Genomic DNA, 19,066 nt, shown 5'->3' with positions numbered 1-19,066 from the left:
CGCCTCCCGGTGGTCGCGCCTCCGCTCGAGTCACGACCCCCGCTCCGGGACGCGATATGGCTTTCCGATTGGCGCTCCCACGATTCGCTATGGAAACCATCGGTGTCGTCGTCAACCCGATCGCGGGGATGGGCGGCCGGGTCGGGCTGAAGGGGACCGACGGGAAACTGGAGGAGGCGCGCCGCCGCGGTGCCGAGCCGCGAGCCCCGAAGCGAGCGCGCGAAGCCCTGCGATCGCTGCATCGACGTGCGCCCGACGTCACCGTCTACACGGCCGCGGGTGTGATGGGGGAACGCGCCGCGCGAGCCGCCGGCTTCGACCCGACGATCGTCTACGATCCGGTGGACGGAGGCGCGGACTCGGACGCCACCGATCCAGCGTCCGCGGGGACGACGGCCGCCGATACCCGTGGCGCCGTCCGCGCGCTGCTCGAACACGGCGTCGATCTCGTGTTGTTCGTCGGCGGCGACGGGACCGCCGTCGACGTTGCAGGCGTCCTCGAGGAACACGCCTCGGCCGAAGAATCTGGAGCCGATCCCCGAGACGCACCGACCCCTTCTCGGGACGCCGAGACGCCGATGCTCGGCGTTCCGGCGGGCGTCAAGATCTACTCGTCGGTCTTCGGCGTGACGCCGGCCGACGCCGGCCGGATCGCCGCCGAATTCGACCGCGTCGAGGCCCGCGAGGTAAACGATATCGACGAGGACGCCTATCGCGAGGGAGAGGTACGGTCCGAACTGCGGGCCGTCGTCCCGGTCCCCGTCGCACCGGAGGTTCAGTCGGGCAAGCAGGTCTCGAGCGGCAGCGTCGATTCCCTGGCGGCGGGGTTCGCCCGCGAGATCGAACCGGACCGGACCTACGTCTTCGGCCCCGGGAGCACCGTCGGTGCGATCGAGACGGAACTCGGAATCGATCCCTCGCCGTTGGGCGTCGACGTCTGGCGTGCGAGCGACGGCGCCGACAGGTCGGGCGAATCGAGCGGCCCGGCCGTGGACGGAACCGGGTTCGAGGGCGAAACAGACGGCGAAGATCAGGAAGACGACGGCGGTGATGAAACGAGGGACCGCGACGGGAAAGCGCGGCGGGGCGGTGCAACCGAAGCAGATCGAGACGGACGGAAGGGGGAGATTCTGGCCCGTGACGCGTCGGAATCGGAGATCCTCGCGGTTCTCGAAGAGCCGGTCACGATCGTCGTCTCACCGATCGGCGGCCAGGGGTTCGTCTTCGGACGGGGAAACCATCAGATTTCGCCGGCAGTGATCCGGCGGGCCGACGAGATCACGGTCGTCGCCGCCGGAGAGAAACTCGACGAGATCGATTCGTTGCGCGTCGACACCGACGATGCCGAGATCGACGATCAGTTACGGGGCTGGCTGCGGGTCCGGACGGGTCGATTCACGACGCGGCTCATGAACGTGGTGTGACCGCCACCGAGACGATCAAATTATATAAGGTCATGAGTCAGCCGAACGAACGACACAACCATATAACGTTGCGTCGATATATAATGACCATATAGTCAAGACTAAGGTCGGGTCGCTCGTACGGAGGGGTATGGAAACGCGGAAAGTGCAACGACTCGGGCCGTCGACGCTTGCGATGACGCTCCCGGCAGAGTGGGCGTCCGAACACGGCGTCGAAAAAGGCGACGAAGTGTCGCTTCGGACCAGCGGGAAAGGCACCCTCACTGTGATGCCCGAGTCCGCGAGTACCGAAGAGACGGAAGCGATCATCCACACCGACGACCTCGACGCGGACGCCGTCGAACGGGCGATCGTCGCCCAGTACGTCCTCGGCCGACGCATCATCCGCATCGAGCGCGAAGACGGGGCCCTCGAATCGGCCCACATCAACGCAGTCTACCAGGCGGAAACGCAGCTCATGGGCCTGGGCGTCATCGAGGAGACGCCCGAGAGCATCTCGATTCGCTGCTCGGTGGATCCCGAGGACTTCACGCTCGACAATCTTCTCGAGCGCCTCGAGCGAACCGGACAGACGATGCGCGGCGAGGGCATCAAAGCGCTGGCTCACGGCAATCCCGACCTGGCACAACGCGCGCTGAATCGGGAGCGGCAAGCCAACAAAATATTCGTCCTCCTGTTGCGGCTGATCTTCACGGCGTACCAGAACCCCAACCTCGCGCGAGCCGTCGGACTGAACAGCGGCTTTCCGCTGATCGGCTACCGATCGATCGCGAAGAACCTCGAGTTGACGGCCGACAACGCGGAGGACATCGCCGAGATCGTCATCGAGACCGAAGGTCACACCCTGAACGTCGACAGTTCGGTGATGCGTGATATTCGGGAACTGAACGAACTCGTAGACGACATCACATCGCGGGCCGTCGAAGCGGCCGTCGAACGCGATTACGACAAGTCTAACGAAGTCCGGAAACTGTTCCACGACGTCGCAAACCGCGAGCAGGAGATACTCGCCGAACTGCCGGAGATGGAAAACGAGGATCTGCTTCGGGTCCGCGAGGTCCTCGTCAGCCTCCAACAAACCGCTCAGTACGCGATGCGAAACGCGGAAATCGCGGCCAATCTCGCGCTCAACGAGGAATCGGAGCACACGACGATCAAGTGACCGCGTCGCCGTAAACGGCGTTTTCGTTCCCGCGACGTGACCTGCTTTGGACCCCCGACGCGCTCCGGGCCCCTCGGAATGAGTGAAGTTAAGAGACCCCACACACAACGCCCGAGCATGGCTACGCAATCGGAAACGACGGACAAGGGCGTTGGACTCGCGCTCGCGCTGAGCGCGCTGGCGGTGATCGGGGCACTCGCGATGGCGGCCGGGGCACCTGAGACGACGGCGGCCTGGGGATTCGCGGCTGCGGTGCTCTTTAGCTCGCTGGCGGTCGTCAGCATTCACCTCTACTGGCAGTAATCATTCGCGAACGTACTAGCTGGGTAACGTCGCGTACCCGAGCGCTAAGAGAACAGAAACTTGCGATTCCGGCGGGGCAGGGACGTAACGGCCGTTAAAAGTTAAGACCGCTGACCACCTAGGGAAGGCACGGACGATGAACGACTACTCCGACGAAGAACGGCGAATCCTCTCGTATCTCCGTGAGAGCGCCGCCCGCGGCGAGGAATACTTCCGCGCGAAGAACATCGCGGACGCGATCGGCCTCTCGTCGAAACAGGTAGGCGCACGGCTGCCACACCTCGCGGAGAAGACGGACGAAGTCGACATCGAGAAATGGGGACGCGCCAGATCGACGACCTGGCGAGTCACGATCAGCTAACGCCGGCCAGTCCGGTCCGGCCGAACTGAGAGGTCCGGTCGCAGCCCCTCGCATCGATGACGACCGCCGGTCCACGGACTTTTTATCCACGAATCGCTCAGGTACTGGCATGACTGTCCGCGTCGACCGGTCGTTCGAAGTTTCGGCGTCGCCGGATCGAGTCTGGGAGTTCATCGCCGATCCGGCGAACAGAGCCCAGGCGATAAGCGTCGTCGAGAAGTATTCCGTCACCGATCGGAACGGACGGCGCGTCACCTGGGACGTCGAACTGCCCATCCCGCTCGTCCGGAAAACGATTCGCGTAGACACTGAGGACGTCACGCGCACGCCCCCAGAGTACGTCAAATTCGTCGGCAAGTCGAAAGTGATGCGGGTCACCGGCGAACACGAGATCACCGACACGGACGGCGGGACCCGACTCGAGAACCGATTCGTCGTCGACGGCAAACTGCCGGGCGTCGAGAAGTTCTTCAAACGTAATCTGGACTCGGAACTCGAGAACCTCCGCCGCGCGCTCGAGCGCGACCTGCAGCGAACACAGTGACGATGATTCTGTCCCGAACACAGTGACGATTCTGTCCCGGGCATGGTACCGATGATTCCGGCGCGGACACAGTAACCATGATGAGGAGGGGCGGCCACGGTCGGAGTATGAGTACCGAAACGGACGTCGACGGCGGCGATACCGGCGACTCCCTGACGCTCGCGCTCGCACAACTTCACGTCGACGCCGGCGAGGTCGAGGCCAACGTCGAGCGGGCGCTCGCGGCGGTGTCGCGGGCCGCCGACCGCGGCGCCGACCTGGTCGCGCTCCCGGAACTGTTCAACGTGGGGTACTTCGCGTTCGACCTCTACGCGCGCAACGCGGAACCGTTCGGTGGAGAGACGTTTACGCGGCTCCGAGAGGCCGCGGCCGATCACGGGATCGCGGTCCTCGCAGGCAGTATCGTCGAGGATCTGGCGGCCACGGAGTCCGTCGAAACGCCGGCAGCGGACGGCTTTTCGAACACCGCGGCGCTCTTCGACGCGGACGGAGAACGCAGACTCGTTTACCGGAAGCATCACCTGTTCGGCTACGAATCGGCGGAATCCGAGCTCCTCGTTCCCGGCGAGACGCTCGAGACGGCGACGATCGGCGGCATGACCGTCGGCGTGACCACCTGTTACGACCTTCGGTTCCCGGAACTCTACCGGCGGCTCGTCGATGCCGGCGCCGAGTTGATTCTCGTTCCGAGCGCGTGGCCCTATCCTCGCATCGAACACTGGCAGACGCTCTCGCGGGCCAGAGCCATCGAAAATCAGGCGTACGTCGCGACGATCAACGGATCCGGTGAGTTCGAGGAGGCCACGCTCCTCGGTCGCTCGAGCGTCTACGACCCGTGGGGCGTCCCGCTGGCCTCGAGCGGCGACGAAGCGACGCTGATCACGACCGAGATCGATCCGCGAACGGTCGTCGACGTTCGCGACGAATTTCCAGCCCTTCGGGACCGTCGGCGCTAGACGATTCCGGCCCTCGATAGCGTCGGATTCGAGCCCGCCCCCGTCGATTCCACTCCCCGCGGAGACCGCTGACTTTTTGTTTCACCACCTCATTACACCGCATGCCGGGATAGACGCTTTTCACGTCAGAACCGGCACTGCGCGTCGCTCCGGCCCGTCGCACGCTCGGTTCCCGGGACCGAGCGAACACGCCCGCACTCGCCTCCTCGCCTCATCTCACCTTTCGCTATGACACGAATCACACTCGAGACCGCACGGCCAACACGGGATGTCCGCACGTCGTTCGTCGATTTTCGCCACGAAACCGTGGCCGGTCAGTGTGACGGAATCAGAACGGGAATCCACCGTAGCGAAGATAGACCATATCGAGAATCAAGAATAACTGGAACACCCCCTGGACGCCGCCGAGCATCGCGTTCTGTTTGCCGATCGCCGCGATGACGGACGGATCCGGAGCGGGCGAACGCATTTCCTTGTACATTCGAAGTTCGCCGGGCAGCAGAAAGCCGAACCCCTGGACCGAGAGCAGCGTGACGATACCGAGCGCGATGGCGATCGCGGGTTCGGTCATCGCGAACTCGCCGATCGTCAGGGCGACCCACGCCAGCGAACCGACCGTCGCGACGACGAACGGTACCTGCCAGCGCCTGTCCGTCCACGCGTTCAGCCGCCAGCCCAGAAGTAACAGAATCGGAACGAGGTTCACCGCGGTGAACAACGGAAGCCACGACTCGGCGTGGGGAAACAGGCCGACACGTTGGGCCAGCGTGATGCCACCGACGATCGTAACGAGTGCGAGCGACGGGAGGAGAAAGGCCGTTTTCGGCGTGAGCCGCTGGAACACCGACGAACTCTCCTCGTCGAGTCCCCCGATCACCGGGCCGAGGACGGTGCCCATGAAAATGTCGATCCCGGTCCAGAGCACCCCCGCCATCACGTGGACGTAGGTGTGGACCGGAACCGATCCGGCCGTCACTGCATAGACGAGTGCAGCAAGCGGAAGCACCCAGACGGCCGCCGCGAACGCCGGATTCGCCCGTTCCCCCATCCCTCTGATCGTACCGCGAACTGACACTGTCGACATACGCGCTACCTTTCACTACGACTTCATAACAGATGGTGCACGAGCAACTGATTCCGGAAGAACGGGCGTTTCAGGGCCTCCGGAGGCGGAACGAAAACCCAATCTCAGTCGGGGCCTCCGGAGGCGGAACGAAACTGCGTACCAGTTGGAGACGAGGGCGGCGCGACCGATCGCCGCCGTTCGACCGGCCGGACGGTCGGCGACCGGGTCGAAACCGACGCGAAGGGACCGTCTACCGGTCGGTCATCGATCCCGCTCGACCGTTTCACCGGGCCGGGTCGTCGAACCGGGACCGAGTTTCAACCCCGGTGTCAGACTCGAGTTGATCCCCGTTTTGACCTCGTCGCCCGCGACGACGCCGAACTTTCGCCGACCGGTCGAGATCCGGTCGCCCTTGACGGTGAATTTGATGTCGCCGTCGTCGTGACGGAGGTTCGCCACGGTCGTCCCCGAACCGACGTTGACGTTCCGGCCGAGGACGCTATCGCCGACGTACGAGAGGTGACTGACCGACGTCCCCCGCGAGACGACGCTGTTTTTGATTTCGACGGCGTGGCCGACCTCCGCGTCCGGGCCGATCACCGTCGCCCCGCGAACGTAGGCGTTCGGCCCCACGGTCGCCCCCTCACGGACGAGCGCCGGCCCCTCGATGACGACGCCGGAGCGTACCGTCGCGCCCGGTTCGACGACGACGGCGCCCTCGAGGTGGGCTGCGTCGCTGACTTCCCCGTCGATTCGGCGGTCGAGCGCGCCGAGTTTCCACTCGTTGGCTTCGAGTAACTCCCAGGGCCGGCCGACGTCGAGCCACCGCTCGAGGGTGACGGGGGTGACGTCGTACTCGTCGATCACCTGCGCGACGACGTCGGTGATCTCGCGCTCGCCCCGTTCGCTCTCGGGCACCTCGAGCCACTCGCGCGCTTCGGCGGGGAACGCATACGCCCCGGCGTTGGCGAGGTTCGTCGGCGGATCGTCGGGCTTCTCGACGATTCCGGTCACCCGACCGTCCGTCCCCACATCGGTACTGAGAACGCCGTAGTTGCTCGGTTCGTCGACCTCGATCGCACAGATTGCCGGGCACGCGTCGAACAGCCGATCGATCGCGGCTGGATCGTAGAGGTTGTCGCCGTTCAGGACGGCGAACGGTCCCTCGAGAAAGTCGCGTGCGGCGTTGACGGCGTCGGCCGTCCCTGCTTGTTCCTCCTGGACCGCATACGAGACCGGAGTGCCACGGTACGCGTCGCCGAAGTGGTCCCGGACGGTCTCGGCTTCGTACCCGACCACCAGAACGATCTCGTCGGCGCCCGCGTCGACTGCCGCATCGACGGTGTGGGCCGCGAGCGGTCGATCGGCGACCGGAAGCATCGGTTTCGGAACCGATTCCGACAACGGTCGCATCCGTGTCCCCTGTCCCGCTGCGAGAACGACTGCCTTCATGCTGAGTATTCCTTCGGCGAATCGTCGGATAAGCGATTCGTTCGGTCGGCGTAAATTCGTCTCCTCTGGGACCGTCTCGAAACCCGGTCGGTCGCAGGTCTCGCACGCGGCCGGCGACCCACGGTCGCTTCGGCAACTGCCGAGTCCGACGGCGGACGATGCGGCTGACGGCACCGGTTCGGCCCCGCCAGACGACGTCGGGGGTGGCCGTTCAGCGCTCCGTTCCGACGGACGAGGTCGGTGGCGGACGCGGTGGAGCGACTCGTCCGGAACCGGTCAGTCCTCCGAGGTCTTGATGTCGGCCGACAGCCCCTGTGCCATCTCGATGTCCTCCGAGTTGTTCATCGTCCAGGCGGTCCGCTCCGTGACGGCTTCGATGGCCTCTCGAGCGCTGGGGTAGCCGTTTCCGGATTTCTTGACGCCGCCGAACGGAAGTTGGACCTCCGCGCCGATACACGGCAGGTTCGCGTACGCGAGGCCCACCTCGGCGTGGTCCCGGAAGTAGTTGATCTGTCGATAGTCCTCCGAGATGATCGCGCCCGCCAGCCCGTAGGGGGTGTCGTTGTGGATTTCGACCGCATCTTCGATATCGCCCGCGTACTCGAGCAACGCGACGTGCGGACCGAAACACTCCTCGTTCAGGCAGCGCAGATCCGGTTCGTAGTCGATTTCGTAGACGAACGGGCCGACCCAGTGGCCACCGTCGAATCCGTCCGGAATCTCCGCCGATGGGAGTTCGAACCGGTCGACCAGCACGGTCGCACCCTCCTCACGGGCGAGATCGTTGTAGTGGCGAATCTTTTCGACGTGGTCGGCCTCGATGGCCGGGCCCATGAACGTGCCGTCGTCCAGCGGATCGCCGACGGCGACGTCGCCGGCGACGTCGACGAACCGTGTTTTGAACTCGTCGTAGACGTCCTCGTGAACGATGAGGCGCTCGCTCGAGACGCAGCGCTGGCCGGTCGTTTTGAACGAGGACATGATCGCCGAGTGGACGGCGATATCCAGGTCGGCGTGTTCCGTGACGACGATTCCGTTTTTGCCGCCCATCTCGCAGGCCGCGAGTTTACCGGGTTCGCCTCCGACCTTGCCAGCGATTTCGTGGCCGACCGCCGCGGAGCCGGTAAAGAGGACGGTGTCCACGCGCTCGTCGTCGGTGATGGCCGCACCCGTATCGCCGAAGCCCTGCACCAGGTTGAAGACGCCGGCCGGAACGCCGGCGTCGTCCATCATCTCGGCGATTATCTGTCCGCACAACGGGGTCTGTTCGGCGGGTTTCCAGACGACGGTGTTGCCCTCGACGAGTGCGATCGCCATGTGCCAGAACGGGATCGCGACCGGGAAGTTCCACGGGGTGATACAGCCGACGACACCTCGCGGTTTGCGTCGCATGAAGGAATCCTTGCCCGCGACCTCCGACGGAACGATATCCCCGTGGGGATGGCGCGCGTTTCCGGCCGCCCACTCCACCATGTGCCAGGCTTCGGTCACGTCGGCTTTCCCTTCCGAAATTTCCTTTCCACACTCCTCCGAGACGATCTCGCCGAGTTCCTCGTGGCGATCTCGAAGCTCGTGGTAGATGTCCCAGAGATATTCCGCGCGATGGATGTACGAGAGGTCGCGCCACTGTTCGAAGGCCGATTCCGCCGCCTCGAGGGCGGCGTCGACGTCGGCTTCGGTCCCCCGCTGGAAGGTCGCCAGCGCCTCCCCCGTCGCGGGGTTCTCGCTCTCGAAGGTGTCCCCACTGCCGTCGATCCACTCGCCGCCGATGTAGTGGCCGTGTACCTGCTCGGTGAGTTGCTGGCTCATACTCGACTACACGGGTGGGACGGTGAAAAATCCTGATGGTAGTTCACACCTCACGAAACGGTTGCAGGATTTATAGCCGGAGACGGTGTCGGTTGAACAGTCATTTGCGTCCATGGACAAACATGTGCACACCTCTAGTATTTCGTCACTGTGAGCCCAGTCAGGTGGCCGAAGGGCGGGGAGACGAAAGACGACGGAGACCCGCCGGTCGACGTCACACCGAGACGGAGCACGTACCCACCGAGACCGGCCCGAACACGGCTGGACGGTCACTACTCGCTCAGGTCAGCGGCCTTCTCGAGTTCGCTGCGAAGCGTCGTCGAGTCGAACTCGTGGTCGGGCCGGAGACGGACGAAGTCGAGGAACTCGCGTGCGGAAAGGAGGGTCGCTGAATCGTAGGCCGTCGCGGCTGCATCGACGGCGTCTCGGGGACCGATTCGGGGTTCGAGAATGGCCAACGCGCACGCGAGATCGTAGGCGGTCGTCTCGTCGACTCGGTCGGCGTGAACGCTCGTGGCGTCGATGAAGTAGAACTCGTTGTCATACAGGAGAACGTTCTCCGCTCGCAGGTCGCCGTGGGCGAGTCCGTGTTCGTGCAGGGTCGCGAGCATCTCGAATAGCTCCGGTGCCCGATCGGAGACGATTTCGTCGGCGACCTCGTCGAGCGACTCGAACGCCGGGAGATACTCGAGGACGAGGACGCCGAGTCCGTTGACCTCGAACGCGTCGATCGGCTGGGGGGCGTTGACGCCGATCTCTCGCATTCGTTCGGTGGCGTCGTACTCGTGTTCGACCATCTCGAGGGGGGTATCGAACCGGTCGAAAAAGCCCTCGGTACCCGATGAGAACGCGCCGACGTTTCGACCGGTCGTCAAGACGGCGTGGACCAGCGCATTTTGCCGGGAGACGATCTTGACGAACCACCGCTCGTCGATGACGCAGGGCGTCGAGAGCCAGTTGTCCGCATCCAGGAACTCCACGCGGACCGCCTCGCGGTCGTAGCGATCCGCCAGCGTGCGGACCACACGCTCGATGCGGCTCCACTCGACGGTTCCACGTGCGAGCCGGCGGATGTCCATACGTTCCAGTCAGGGCCGGCGGCGTTAAATGCGTCCCGAAGCGTTACAACCAGAACATATCATTATTGAATGAATACGTGTTCGTCGATTACCGGTCGTTCGAGTGAGCCAGCGTGTCCGTTTTTCGTCAGCGTTCGACGAAACAGTACTACTATCACCCGAAACATGCTATTGAACGAATATGAAAGCGATCGATAACCTGAGCGATGCTATCGACGTGACGCGAGATTTTCTGACGCCGATCAGTGTCGGACAATGGCTCAGGCTCGCCGTCATCGTTCTGTTCGTCGCATCGTTCGGGGTCGGCGGGCCGGCGTTTTCGGGGGGGAACGCCGGAACCGTTACCGATCCGACGGAACAGGGTGGGATACCACCGGTGGTCGAGGAGGATATCCCAACGTCGGAACTCTTGTTCTGGGGACTCGTCTTTCTCGCGGTCGGACTCGTGATCTGGCTCGCGTACGGATTTATTGCTGCAGTCATGACGTTCGTCTTCCTCGAGTCGCTTCGGACGTCCGACGTCCGTATGAGACGGTACTTCAGCGCACACGTCGGTCGGGGATTCCGGCTGTTCCTGTTTCGGATCGGGCTCACGCTCCTGACTGTGATCCTCGTCGGCGCTCCCATTCTGGTCCTCGTCTTCCTGGCGATGGGGGGACTGGGGGCGCTCACGTTCGGATCGATTCTGGTGTTCCTCCCGTACGCGTTCGTGGTCGGGCTCCTCTACGGAATTCTGATGCAGTTTACGTCCGTGTTCGTCGCACCCGTCATGCTGATCGAGAATCTGGACGTTCTCGCCGCCTGGCGTCGGTTCTTGCCGACGTTGCGAGCGAACGTGGCCGAGTACGGCGTCTTCGTGCTCCTGGTCTGGATCCTGCAACTCGTGGCCGGGGCCGCCGCCTGGTTCGTCGTCGGTATCGCCGGACTGATCCTCGCGATCCCGTTCGTCGTCGTGATCGGATTGCTGGTGTTCGTGCTGGGTCCGATCGGTGCCGTCCTCTCGATTCCCGTCGGGTTCCTCGGGGTCGCACTCGGATTGCTCCTGATCGGAGCGGTCTGGGCACCGATCGCGTCCTATTTCCAGTATTACGCCCTGTTGCTCCTCGGCGATACGGACGCCGACCTCGATCTGATTCCAGATCAGCGCGCGGCGGCCCGGGCGGAGTCAGCGAACTGGCGCACCCGGACGGACGAGACGGGTCCGTCCGACCGTGACTCGGTCGGCGACTCGGACGACTCGAGCGGGTGGATAGACGATTCGGACGGGACTGACGGCGCCGACGATGCGAGCGACACTGACGGTTCCGACGAGGAGGGAAGCTGGCGATAACTGCACGCGGCGACGGCCGCGTCTCGGCAGTGGGCTTATTTCGGACGCCATCGAGTATCGTGTATGGCCGTCGACCTACCCGACGAACATCGGATGATACGGGAGACCGTCAGGGACTTCTGTGAGACCGAGATCGAGCCGATCGCCCAGGAGATAGAGGACGAACATCGGTTCCCCGCTGAGATCTTCGACCAACTCGCCGATCTCGACGTGATGGGCGTCCCCATCGCGGAGGAATACGGCGGCCTCGGCGGTGATACGCTCATGTACGCGGTCGTCGCCGAAGAGCTCGGTCGGGTCTCGGGGGCGATCGGCCTTTCCTACGTCGCACACACCTCGCTCGCGTCGAAACCGATCGAACTGTTCGGCACGGAGGCCCAGAAAGAGCGGTGGCTGCGGCCGCTCGCAGACGGTGACTACGTCGGCGGGTGGGCACTGACAGAGCCCGCGAGCGGCTCTGACGCCTCCGATATGGATACCCGCGCGAGAAAGGAGGGTGACGAGTGGGTTCTCGACGGAACCAAGCAGTTCATCACGAACGCCTCCGAGGCGGGCTCGATCCTCGTCAAGGCCGTCACCGACCCCGATGCGGGGTACGACGGCATCTCGACGTTTATCGTCGATCCGCGGGTGGACGACGGCTTCGAGGTTACCACCGTCTGGGAAAAGATGGGTCTCAACGCATCACCGACGTGTGAAATTTCACTCGAGGACGTGCGTCTGTCCGAGGACCGTCTGCTCGGCGCGGAAGGCGACGGCTGGGACCAGACCAAAAAGACGCTCGACGGCGGACGCATCTCGATCGCCGCGCTTTCGACGGGGCTCGCACAGGGGGCCTACGAACACGCGAAGACCTACAGTCAGGAACGCGAGCAGTTCGGCCAGCCCATCTGTGAGTTCGACGCCGTTCGGGACACGATCGTCGATATGTATCGCAAGACGGAACGGGCGCGACTGCTCACTCGGCAGGCCGCCAGAAAATACGACGCGGGCGACCCCGTGACCAGAGACTCCGCGCTGGCGAAACTCGACGCCAGCGAAGCCGCCCGCGAGGTCGCCGAGGACGCCGTTCAGGTGCTCGGCGGGTACGGCTACACGACCGATTTCGCTCCACAGCGGTTCTATCGGGACGCGAAACTCATGGAAATCGGCGAGGGAACGAGCGAGATTCAGCACCTGGTCATCGGTCGCGAACTCGGTCTCTGATCGGTCTCGAAACTCGTGGGGCCGGAGTATGGATTCGAGGGGAGACGTTCGCCTCGAGAAGGACGATTTCGAACGCGAGAGCGTCGACTCAGCAGACGCGCGTCGTCCCGATTCCGGATCTTGCCGTCCGAACCGCCGGACTCGCCACCGTCGCCCGATTCTCACCCGTCGCTCGAGGCGTTCCTGTCGACCTGCGTCGTCGCCGCTTCCGCGAGCGCGGTCACGTTCGGTTCCTCCTGGCTTCGGAGTTGCTTGGGATAGACGCCGATCGTTACGAGCAGGTCGTCGTCGGCGTCGACGGCTTTGGTAATCAGGAAATCGACGGTGACGCTTTGGCCGTCGAATTTCGCGTCCGCCGTGAATCGCGACTGCGTCGTCGATTGGTCGCGGACCGTGACATCGGTGTCCGATTCGTGCTGGATGTTTCCGATCCCGCTGTAGTTGTTCTCGACCAGCCCGATGAGTTCCTTCGTCGACATGTCCTCGACCGGATTCAACTGTTTGCCGAGGAGCGAGACCTTCGGCGACGTCAGAACGTTGAAGACGGCGCCGCGTTGTCGACCGACGAGGGGTATCTCGACGGCCTTCTCGTGTTTGGTCATGTAGTTCGCGACCGACACCGTCCCGGTGAGACCACCGCCCGGAACGTCCTTCTCCACGCTGATTTCTTTCACGTCGGTCTGTTCGTACCCCGTCTCGTCACGAGTGGTTTCCTCGACGCCCGCCGGCGTGGACTCGTGTTGGGCCATTCCGATCAGTCCCAGACAGCCCGAGAGGCCGGCGAGACCGGCGGCCCCCAGACCCGCCAGGGCGTTTCGTCGATTCATCTCCCTGCATATCGCGGTTCAAATTATAAGTGTTTATTGGGACCGAGAAGGTCCGTCAGCCGAAACGTATCGTTCCACACCGGTGGGCTCCGAACTCGCTTCGCAAACGGACTGGATCCCCGGTTTAGGGCCAGCTACCGGCTTCCGCGAAGGCGTCGGCGACCCGCTGAATCGCGACGACGTAGGCCGCGGTTCGTGGGTTCTCGAGGTCGTGTTCCTCGTAGGTCTCGACGAGCGCGTCGAAGGCATCGACGATGACCGTCTCGAGTTCTTCGTTGACGCGCTCCTCGGACCAGTAGAAGCGCTGGCGGTTCTGGACCCACTCGAAGTACGAGACGGTAACGCCGCCGGCGTTCGCGAGGATGTCGGGGATGACGAAGACGTCCTTCCCCTCGAGTACCTCGTCGGCCTTCGGCGTCAGCGGCCCGTTCGCGGCTTCGGAAATGACGTCCGCCTCGACGTCTTCTGCGAGGTCTGCGTCGACCGCGTTCTCGAGTGCGGCGGGGATCAGCAGGTCGACGTCGAGCGTGAGGACGTCCTCGTTGGTAATCTCCTCCTCGCTCTCCGAGTACCCGACGACGCTGCCGGTCTCGTTCTTGTGATCTTTCGCCGCGACCGGATCGAACCCGTCGGGGTTGTAGATGCCGCCGCTCGAGTCGCTGGCCGCGACGACGGTCGCGCCCATCTCGTCGATCAACTTCGCTGCGATCCAGCCGGCGTTACCGTAGCCCTGGACTGCGACCGTCGCGCCCTCGAGATCCTTGTCGAGGTAGTCGAAGGCTTCGCGCGCGGCGAGGACGGTCGAGCGACCGGTCGCTTCGACGCGACCCTCGCTGCCGCCCGAGTCGAGCGCCTTGCCCGTGATGACGCCCGGCTCCGTCGTGTTCTCGAGCGTTTCGTACGTGTCTTTGATCCAGTTCATCTCCCGCTGGCCCGTGTTCACGTCGGGCGCGGGAACGTCGCGATCCTCGCCGATCATCGGTCGGAGTTCGCGCGCGAACGCACGGGTGAGTCGTTCGAGTTCCGCTTCGGAGTAGTCGTCGGGGTCGATGATGATACCGCCCTTTCCGCCGCCGAGCGGGATGTCCACGATCGCGGTTTTGTAGGTCATCCAGCCGGACAGCGCCTTGACCTCGTCGCGCGACACCTGCGGGTGGTAGCGGATTCCGCCCTTGTACGGCCCGCGGTCGCCGTTGAATTGCGACCGGAACGCTTTGAATCGTTCCAGGTCGCCGTCGTCGCGTTCGATCGTGAGGTTCGTCTCGAGGACTCGCTCGGGGTGTTTGAGTCGCTCGATCACGTCGTCGCCGACGTCGAGGTACGTCGCCGCTTCGTCGATTTGCGACTGTAGGCTTTCGAACGGGTTTGCGTCGTCAGACATTGCACGTAGCTTCCGAGGAAACCAAAATAAACGTGACGAATGGTCCTCATAGTCCATTAGTTACAATATAAGGTATCTCAATATGATTGTATACTGTACTGGTATCGACGCTGACTCGATCGTTCGATCGATCGACGTTCACAGAGCAGTTTTACTGCCCCCCGATGGAACCCCGGCGGATTAGCTGTCGGCTCACCGACAGAGACTCGCGGACCGACATATACGGGACGATCGGAGAACGACTCGAGTCGACCCGTACCACCCGGGTCAGAATCGACGCGGACGAATCGGACGTCACAGGTCAGGCGGCTGAGGAGGGCGACAGATCGTGTCGACGTCGCTTGCGCACCGGCATCGCTCGTACCGCTGGTGCACGAAACGGGACCGCCGCACACGAACGGGTCACACGCCCCAGGGATACGTTTCCGGCGGCCGTTCGCCGCCCTCGATATGGAGCGGGTGGAGCGCGGTCGTCTCGTCGACGTGGACGAACGCATCGTACCGGTCGGGCAGTACCGTCCGCACGTAGTTGCCGCCCTCGTACTCCGGATCGTAAACCACTCCGATCGCGCGGTGGCCGCGAGGCTCGGCGAGACGGTCGCACTCCGACTCGTCCGCCGTGGCGTACCCGCGGGGGAACTCGAGGAGGACGTCGTCCGTGCCGGTCCGATGGAAGACGTCCTCGTAACTGTCCGCCCTGGCTTCGGGCACTCGCATCCGCTCCATCTCCGCCCCCATTCGGTGCCGGCGATGACTGTGCCACGGTGTGACCCGAAGCCGACGATGGCGACGTCCGAATCGTCGTCGCAGACCTCTTCTCGGGCGAGTTGTCCGAGGTTGAGTTGCCCGCGGTCGCGCATCGACGTCGCGCGGGCGTCGCCGACGTGCGTGTTGTGCGCCCAGACGATCCCCGGTCCGTCGTGGAACGCGAGCAACCGCTCCAGCGTTCGGCTCATGTGCCGGTCTCGCACGTTCCACGAGTCGGCCCCGCCGCGGGCCATCGTGCGGTAGAACGATTCGGCGTTCTTCGTCACGAGGGCGTTCTGCTCGGCCGCGAAGAACGCGAGCGGATCGTCGCCGTCGTGGTCCGCGTGGCGCTCGGCGATGGTCTCCCGGAGCTCAGTGAGGACGGAGATCACCTCGTCCTCGCAATCGTCCGGAATCAGGCGGATCGATCGCGCGTATTCGCGTGCGTCGGCCCCGTACGGTTCGAAGCAGTGGTACGCGTCGCGGGCGCGATCGGCCAGCTCGGGATCGAGATCCTCGAGGGCGTCGATCACGGCGGCCATCGATTCGTAGAGGCCGTAGACGTCGAGCCCGTAGAATCCAACCCTGTCGCCGATCGCCCGGCCCGCATTGTATCCGGCGAGCCAGTCCAGGAACTCGGCGGCCTCCCAGTTGGCCCACATCCACGTCGGCCAACGCTCGAAGCCGGCGAGGATCTCGCTCGCCGCAGCCGCGTCCGCACGACCGGTGACGTACTCCGTGACGTCGTAGCAGTCCGTCCAGTCCCCTTCGACGGCGACGAACGAGAAATCGTGCTCCTCGAGCAGACGGGCCGTCAACCGCGCCCGCAGGCGGTAGTACTCGGACGTGCCGTGAGACGCTTCCCCCAGGAGGACCGCGTCGGCGTCGGCGATACTCTCGACGAGTTCGTCGAACCCGTCCTCGATCGACGTGGCGCGTTCGGCGACCGCGTCGGCCACCCGTGACGGATCAGCGTCGGCCGTTTCGAATCGGCGTGCGGTCACGTGATTCACCCACGCCGTGGTTCCCCGCGAATCGATTTCGAACTGGTCCTTGCGAGCGTCGGTCGCGTCCGCGAGGGAGGGGTCCAGCGTCCCTCACTGAAAGATCAGTCGAGACGGACCCGTCGGTGTCGTCGGGCGTCGGGCGTCGGAGATTCGACCCGCGCTTCTCCGGCGGGCGACGCGTTTTAGTGGTCGCTGTGCGACCCTGAACGTATGACAGGACTGTACTACGAGGAGTTCACGGTCGGAGAAACCGTCGATCACGAGCGCCGGCGGACGATCTCCGAGAGCGACAACCAGCGATTCTGCGATATGACGATGAACCAGCAACCGCTCCACCTCGATCGGGAGTTCGCGGGCGACACCCAGTTCGGCGAACGGCTGGTCAACGGCCTCTATACCATGTCGCTGGCGGTCGGCGTCTCGATCCCGGAGATGACCGACGGGACGATCGTCGCGAACCTCTCTTACGACGACGTCGAACATCCGGCCCCCGTCTTCCACGGCGATACGATTCGCGCCCGGTCGACGGTCACGGAAAAGCGCGAGACGAGCGACGGAGAACGCGGACTGGTCACCATGCACGTCGAAGCCTTCAACCAGGACGACGACCTCGTCTGCGAGTTCGACCGGACCGTCCTCTCGCTGAAACGCGACCACGCCGCGGAGCGCGAGGAGTGATCCACCGATGACCGACGGCGCGATCGACGACGACGTGGATCTCGAGTGGCTGTCGCTGGAAGCCGACGAGGAACTCCTCTGGGCCGCCGGCCCGGACCGAAGAACGCTCGTCCCGGCGTTCGCGATCGGGATTCCGCTCTCGCTCGTCCTGATCGGACTGGTCATCATCGCGGGGGAGTACCTCCGGGTGACGAACACCCACTACGTGGTGACGAACCGGGCGCTGTACAAGAAGACGGGCGTCCTCTCGCGGGACGTCAAGCGTATCGAACACGAGAAGGTCCAGGACATCTCCTACAGCCAGAGCGCGCTCGGGAACTACTTCGGCTACGGCACCGTGGAGGTCAGCACGGCGGGCGGTTCGGGCGTCGAAATGTCCTTCGCCGCGGTCACCGATCCGAAAGCCGTTCAGCGGTTGATAAGCGAGCGAATCGACCGGACTCGCGACGAAGCGGCGACCGATCGGACGAGCGACGACGTTCTCGCGGCGATCCTGGAGGAGCTACGCGCGATCCGAGCCGCCGTCGAAGGCGGTGCGAGCGCTCGAGAGAGCCGCCACGACAGCACCGATGGCCGCCCGAACACCGAGGAGACGCGAACGACCGGCACCGGAGCGACCGAGACAGGGTCGACGGGCAACGGATCGACTGGCCACCGGTCGCCGAGCGGATTCGATCCCGAAACCGACGATCGGACACCCACCGAGCATGACCAAGACCAGTCGATCTAACCCCGACTCGAAACCGGCAAGCGGCGACGGCCCGTCCACCGCTGGCGACTCGACTGCGACGGAGCTGACGTGGCTCCCGCGCGGGGAAGACGACCGGGTCCGCTGGCGAGGCGGGCCGCGAATCCAGACCGTGCTTCCCTGGGTAGCACTCGCCGTCGTCGGAACGCTGGGGATCCTGGCCGGGATCGTCCTCGAACTCCTGCCGGTGCTCGCAGCCCTCGGGGTTCCGCTCGTCGTCGCGCCCGCGCTGTGGCAGTACGCTCGCGTCTCGCGGACGGCGTTCGTCGTCACGAACGCGGTCGCCGCGACCCGCCACGGCGTCTTCGGCCTGACCGTCCGGACCGTGTCGCTAGAGCGCGTTCAGAACACGACCGTCGAACAGCAACCGCTCGGTCGACTCGTCGGATACGGGACCGTCACCCTCGAAACGGCGAGCGGCACCGAACTCTCGTTCTGGAACGTCGAGGAACCGGCCCGCGTTCGGGAACGACTCGAGGCCGAACGCGAGCGCCTGACCGGAACCGAGGTTCCGGGTTCGCGCGAACAGTGGGAGGCGGTCCTCGCCGAGGTTCGGGAGTGGCGACGCGATCTGGAGCGAACCCCGTGATGGTCCCCGTCCCCGGGTCAGTTCGGTTTCCCACGGTCAGCCTCAGAGTACCGCCGAGATCGTGTAGACGTTCAGGATCGCAGCGAGCAACCACGGAACCGCGAGGCCGGCCGGGACGATGGGACGATACTGCCGGTCGAGGAGGAGCCGACAGCCTAGCCCGATCCCGATCGCGAACCCCTTCAGGGCCAACATCCCGGCGATTCCGTAGCCCTCGATCGCTCCCCGGGCGGCCGGGTTCGATTCGGACAAGCCCAGGTGGAGACCGACGAACGTCGTCGCGATGTCGGCGATCAGCGCGAATCCCACGACTCCCCAGAGCAGCCGCTCCAGATCGACGGATGTGACCTCACCGATCGGTCGGAGGCGCAGCCACGCGCCCTCGGAACTCATAGGC

General features: G+C 64.5%; 18 protein-coding genes and 1 pseudogene. 11 read left to right on the top strand and 8 right to left on the bottom strand.

What is annotated here, in order from left to right; all coding sequences use genetic code 11:
• The first annotated feature begins 89 nt into the window (after positions 1–89).
• From NJT13_RS18875 to NJT13_RS18850, 6 genes are all read left to right on the top strand, one after another.
• Complete coding sequence (locus NJT13_RS18875; RefSeq protein ID WP_254523356.1) at positions 90–1,424, top strand: ATP-NAD kinase family protein; 1,335 nt, start codon at positions 90–92, stop codon at positions 1,422–1,424.
• Positions 1,425–1,554: 130 nt separating this feature from the next.
• A complete protein-coding gene (locus NJT13_RS18870) occupies positions 1,555–2,586 on the top strand; it encodes a phosphate signaling complex PhoU family protein (protein WP_254523355.1) in 1,032 nt (343 codons plus the stop codon).
• Between the two features lie 117 nt (positions 2,587–2,703).
• The gene (locus NJT13_RS18865) at positions 2,704–2,889 is read left to right on the top strand and encodes a DUF7525 family protein (RefSeq protein ID WP_254523354.1); all 186 of its coding nucleotides are present in this window, start codon (positions 2,704–2,706) and stop codon (positions 2,887–2,889) included.
• A gap of 136 nt (positions 2,890–3,025) precedes the next feature.
• On the top strand, positions 3,026–3,250 hold the full coding sequence (locus NJT13_RS18860) for a DUF7123 family protein (protein ID WP_254523353.1): 225 nt from the start codon (positions 3,026–3,028) through the stop codon (positions 3,248–3,250).
• A gap of 109 nt (positions 3,251–3,359) precedes the next feature.
• The gene (locus NJT13_RS18855) at positions 3,360–3,794 is read left to right on the top strand and encodes an SRPBCC family protein (protein ID WP_254523352.1); all 435 of its coding nucleotides are present in this window, start codon (positions 3,360–3,362) and stop codon (positions 3,792–3,794) included.
• 107 nt (positions 3,795–3,901) lie between these two features.
• Positions 3,902–4,750, top strand: coding sequence for a carbon-nitrogen family hydrolase (locus NJT13_RS18850; protein ID WP_254523351.1), 849 nt, complete (start codon positions 3,902–3,904; stop codon positions 4,748–4,750).
• A 328-nt stretch (positions 4,751–5,078) separates the two neighbouring features.
• Here the strand turns inward: NJT13_RS18850 and NJT13_RS18845 are convergent, their stop codons facing one another.
• The 4 genes from NJT13_RS18845 to NJT13_RS18830 all read right to left on the bottom strand — a co-directional run bounded on the left by NJT13_RS18845 (position 5,079) and on the right by NJT13_RS18830 (position 10,156).
• Positions 5,079–5,798 (bottom strand): hypothetical protein, encoded by a 720-nt coding sequence (locus tag NJT13_RS18845; RefSeq protein WP_425499820.1) that lies wholly within the window; start codon positions 5,796–5,798, stop codon positions 5,079–5,081.
• Between the two features lie 279 nt (positions 5,799–6,077).
• Complete coding sequence (glmU, locus tag NJT13_RS18840) at positions 6,078–7,268, bottom strand: bifunctional sugar-1-phosphate nucleotidylyltransferase/acetyltransferase (RefSeq protein WP_254523349.1); 1,191 nt, start codon at positions 7,266–7,268, stop codon at positions 6,078–6,080.
• Positions 7,269–7,544: 276 nt separating this feature from the next.
• Positions 7,545–9,077 carry an aldehyde dehydrogenase family protein gene (locus NJT13_RS18835; RefSeq protein WP_254523348.1) on the bottom strand — a complete coding sequence of 511 codons (1,533 nt, stop codon included), beginning with the start codon at positions 9,075–9,077 and terminating at the stop codon, positions 7,545–7,547.
• A gap of 272 nt (positions 9,078–9,349) precedes the next feature.
• On the bottom strand, positions 9,350–10,156 hold the full coding sequence (locus NJT13_RS18830; RefSeq protein WP_254523347.1) for an RIO1 family regulatory kinase/ATPase domain-containing protein: 807 nt from the start codon (positions 10,154–10,156) through the stop codon (positions 9,350–9,352).
• A 181-nt stretch (positions 10,157–10,337) separates the two neighbouring features.
• Here NJT13_RS18830 and NJT13_RS18825 point away from each other — a divergent pair, with 181 nt between their 5' ends.
• Positions 10,338–11,486: a DUF7544 domain-containing protein gene (locus NJT13_RS18825; RefSeq protein ID WP_254523346.1), complete on the top strand. Its 1,149-nt coding sequence runs from the start codon at positions 10,338–10,340 to the stop codon at positions 11,484–11,486.
• A gap of 63 nt (positions 11,487–11,549) precedes the next feature.
• Positions 11,550–12,692, top strand: a complete 1,143-nt coding sequence (locus NJT13_RS18820) for an acyl-CoA dehydrogenase family protein (protein ID WP_254523345.1) — start codon at positions 11,550–11,552, stop codon at positions 12,690–12,692.
• A gap of 161 nt (positions 12,693–12,853) precedes the next feature.
• On the opposite strand, the gene NJT13_RS18815 is transcribed toward NJT13_RS18820, so the two are convergent.
• The 3 genes and pseudogenes from NJT13_RS18815 to NJT13_RS18805 form a co-directional block, all read right to left on the bottom strand.
• A complete protein-coding gene (locus tag NJT13_RS18815) occupies positions 12,854–13,519 on the bottom strand; it encodes a DUF6517 family protein (RefSeq protein WP_254523344.1) in 666 nt (221 codons plus the stop codon).
• Between the two features lie 124 nt (positions 13,520–13,643).
• Positions 13,644–14,900 carry a Glu/Leu/Phe/Val family dehydrogenase gene (locus tag NJT13_RS18810; RefSeq protein ID WP_254523343.1) on the bottom strand — a complete coding sequence of 419 codons (1,257 nt, stop codon included), beginning with the start codon at positions 14,898–14,900 and terminating at the stop codon, positions 13,644–13,646.
• A 402-nt stretch (positions 14,901–15,302) separates the two neighbouring features.
• Positions 15,303–16,606, bottom strand: a pseudogene (locus NJT13_RS18805) (erythromycin esterase family protein).
• Between the two features lie 258 nt (positions 16,607–16,864).
• Between NJT13_RS18805 and NJT13_RS18800 the strand changes: the two are divergent.
• Genes NJT13_RS18800 through NJT13_RS18790 form a run of 3 tightly spaced genes read left to right on the top strand, consistent with a single transcriptional unit; the run spans position 16,865 to position 18,669 of the window.
• Positions 16,865–17,332, top strand: coding sequence for a MaoC family dehydratase (locus tag NJT13_RS18800; protein ID WP_254523342.1), 468 nt, complete (start codon positions 16,865–16,867; stop codon positions 17,330–17,332).
• 7 nt (positions 17,333–17,339) lie between these two features.
• A complete protein-coding gene (locus NJT13_RS18795) occupies positions 17,340–18,062 on the top strand; it encodes a PH domain-containing protein (protein ID WP_254523341.1) in 723 nt (240 codons plus the stop codon).
• The gene (locus NJT13_RS18790; protein ID WP_254523340.1) at positions 18,040–18,669 is read left to right on the top strand and encodes a PH domain-containing protein; all 630 of its coding nucleotides are present in this window, start codon (positions 18,040–18,042) and stop codon (positions 18,667–18,669) included. Before NJT13_RS18795 ends, NJT13_RS18790 begins: the two co-directional genes overlap by 23 nt.
• A gap of 42 nt (positions 18,670–18,711) precedes the next feature.
• Here the strand turns inward: NJT13_RS18790 and NJT13_RS18785 are convergent, their stop codons facing one another.
• Entirely contained in the window at positions 18,712–19,062 is a 351-nt protein-coding gene (locus NJT13_RS18785) for a DUF5658 family protein (protein WP_254523339.1), read from the bottom strand.
• Positions 19,063–19,066: the final 4 nt, after the last annotated feature.

This window comes from Natrinema caseinilyticum (assembly GCF_024227435.1).
GTDB classification, from domain to species: Archaea; Halobacteriota; Halobacteria; order Halobacteriales; family Natrialbaceae; genus Natrinema; species Natrinema caseinilyticum.
The sequence above is the reverse complement of the archived record's forward strand: the minus strand, read 5'-3'. Positions and strand labels throughout refer to the sequence as shown.

Coding starts and splice junctions, on each gene's coding strand:
- NJT13_RS18875 (WP_254523356.1), top strand. CDS start 90: ATGGAAACCATCGGTGTCGTCGTCAACCCGATCGCGGGGATGGGCGGC.
- NJT13_RS18870 (WP_254523355.1), top strand. CDS start 1,555: ATGGAAACGCGGAAAGTGCAACGACTCGGGCCGTCGACGCTTGCGATG.
- NJT13_RS18865 (WP_254523354.1), top strand. CDS start 2,704: ATGGCTACGCAATCGGAAACGACGGACAAGGGCGTTGGACTCGCGCTC.
- NJT13_RS18860 (WP_254523353.1), top strand. CDS start 3,026: ATGAACGACTACTCCGACGAAGAACGGCGAATCCTCTCGTATCTCCGT.
- NJT13_RS18855 (WP_254523352.1), top strand. CDS start 3,360: ATGACTGTCCGCGTCGACCGGTCGTTCGAAGTTTCGGCGTCGCCGGAT.
- NJT13_RS18850 (WP_254523351.1), top strand. CDS start 3,902: ATGAGTACCGAAACGGACGTCGACGGCGGCGATACCGGCGACTCCCTG.
- NJT13_RS18845 (WP_425499820.1), bottom strand. CDS start 5,798: ATGGGGGAACGGGCGAATCCGGCGTTCGCGGCGGCCGTCTGGGTGCTT.
- glmU (WP_254523349.1), bottom strand. CDS start 7,268: ATGAAGGCAGTCGTTCTCGCAGCGGGACAGGGGACACGGATGCGACCG.
- NJT13_RS18835 (WP_254523348.1), bottom strand. CDS start 9,077: ATGAGCCAGCAACTCACCGAGCAGGTACACGGCCACTACATCGGCGGC.
- NJT13_RS18830 (WP_254523347.1), bottom strand. CDS start 10,156: ATGGACATCCGCCGGCTCGCACGTGGAACCGTCGAGTGGAGCCGCATC.
- NJT13_RS18825 (WP_254523346.1), top strand. CDS start 10,338: ATGAAAGCGATCGATAACCTGAGCGATGCTATCGACGTGACGCGAGAT.
- NJT13_RS18820 (WP_254523345.1), top strand. CDS start 11,550: ATGGCCGTCGACCTACCCGACGAACATCGGATGATACGGGAGACCGTC.
- NJT13_RS18815 (WP_254523344.1), bottom strand. CDS start 13,519: ATGAATCGACGAAACGCCCTGGCGGGTCTGGGGGCCGCCGGTCTCGCC.
- NJT13_RS18810 (WP_254523343.1), bottom strand. CDS start 14,900: ATGTCTGACGACGCAAACCCGTTCGAAAGCCTACAGTCGCAAATCGAC.
- NJT13_RS18800 (WP_254523342.1), top strand. CDS start 16,865: ATGACAGGACTGTACTACGAGGAGTTCACGGTCGGAGAAACCGTCGAT.
- NJT13_RS18795 (WP_254523341.1), top strand. CDS start 17,340: ATGACCGACGGCGCGATCGACGACGACGTGGATCTCGAGTGGCTGTCG.
- NJT13_RS18790 (WP_254523340.1), top strand. CDS start 18,040: ATGACCAAGACCAGTCGATCTAACCCCGACTCGAAACCGGCAAGCGGC.
- NJT13_RS18785 (WP_254523339.1), bottom strand. CDS start 19,062: ATGAGTTCCGAGGGCGCGTGGCTGCGCCTCCGACCGATCGGTGAGGTC.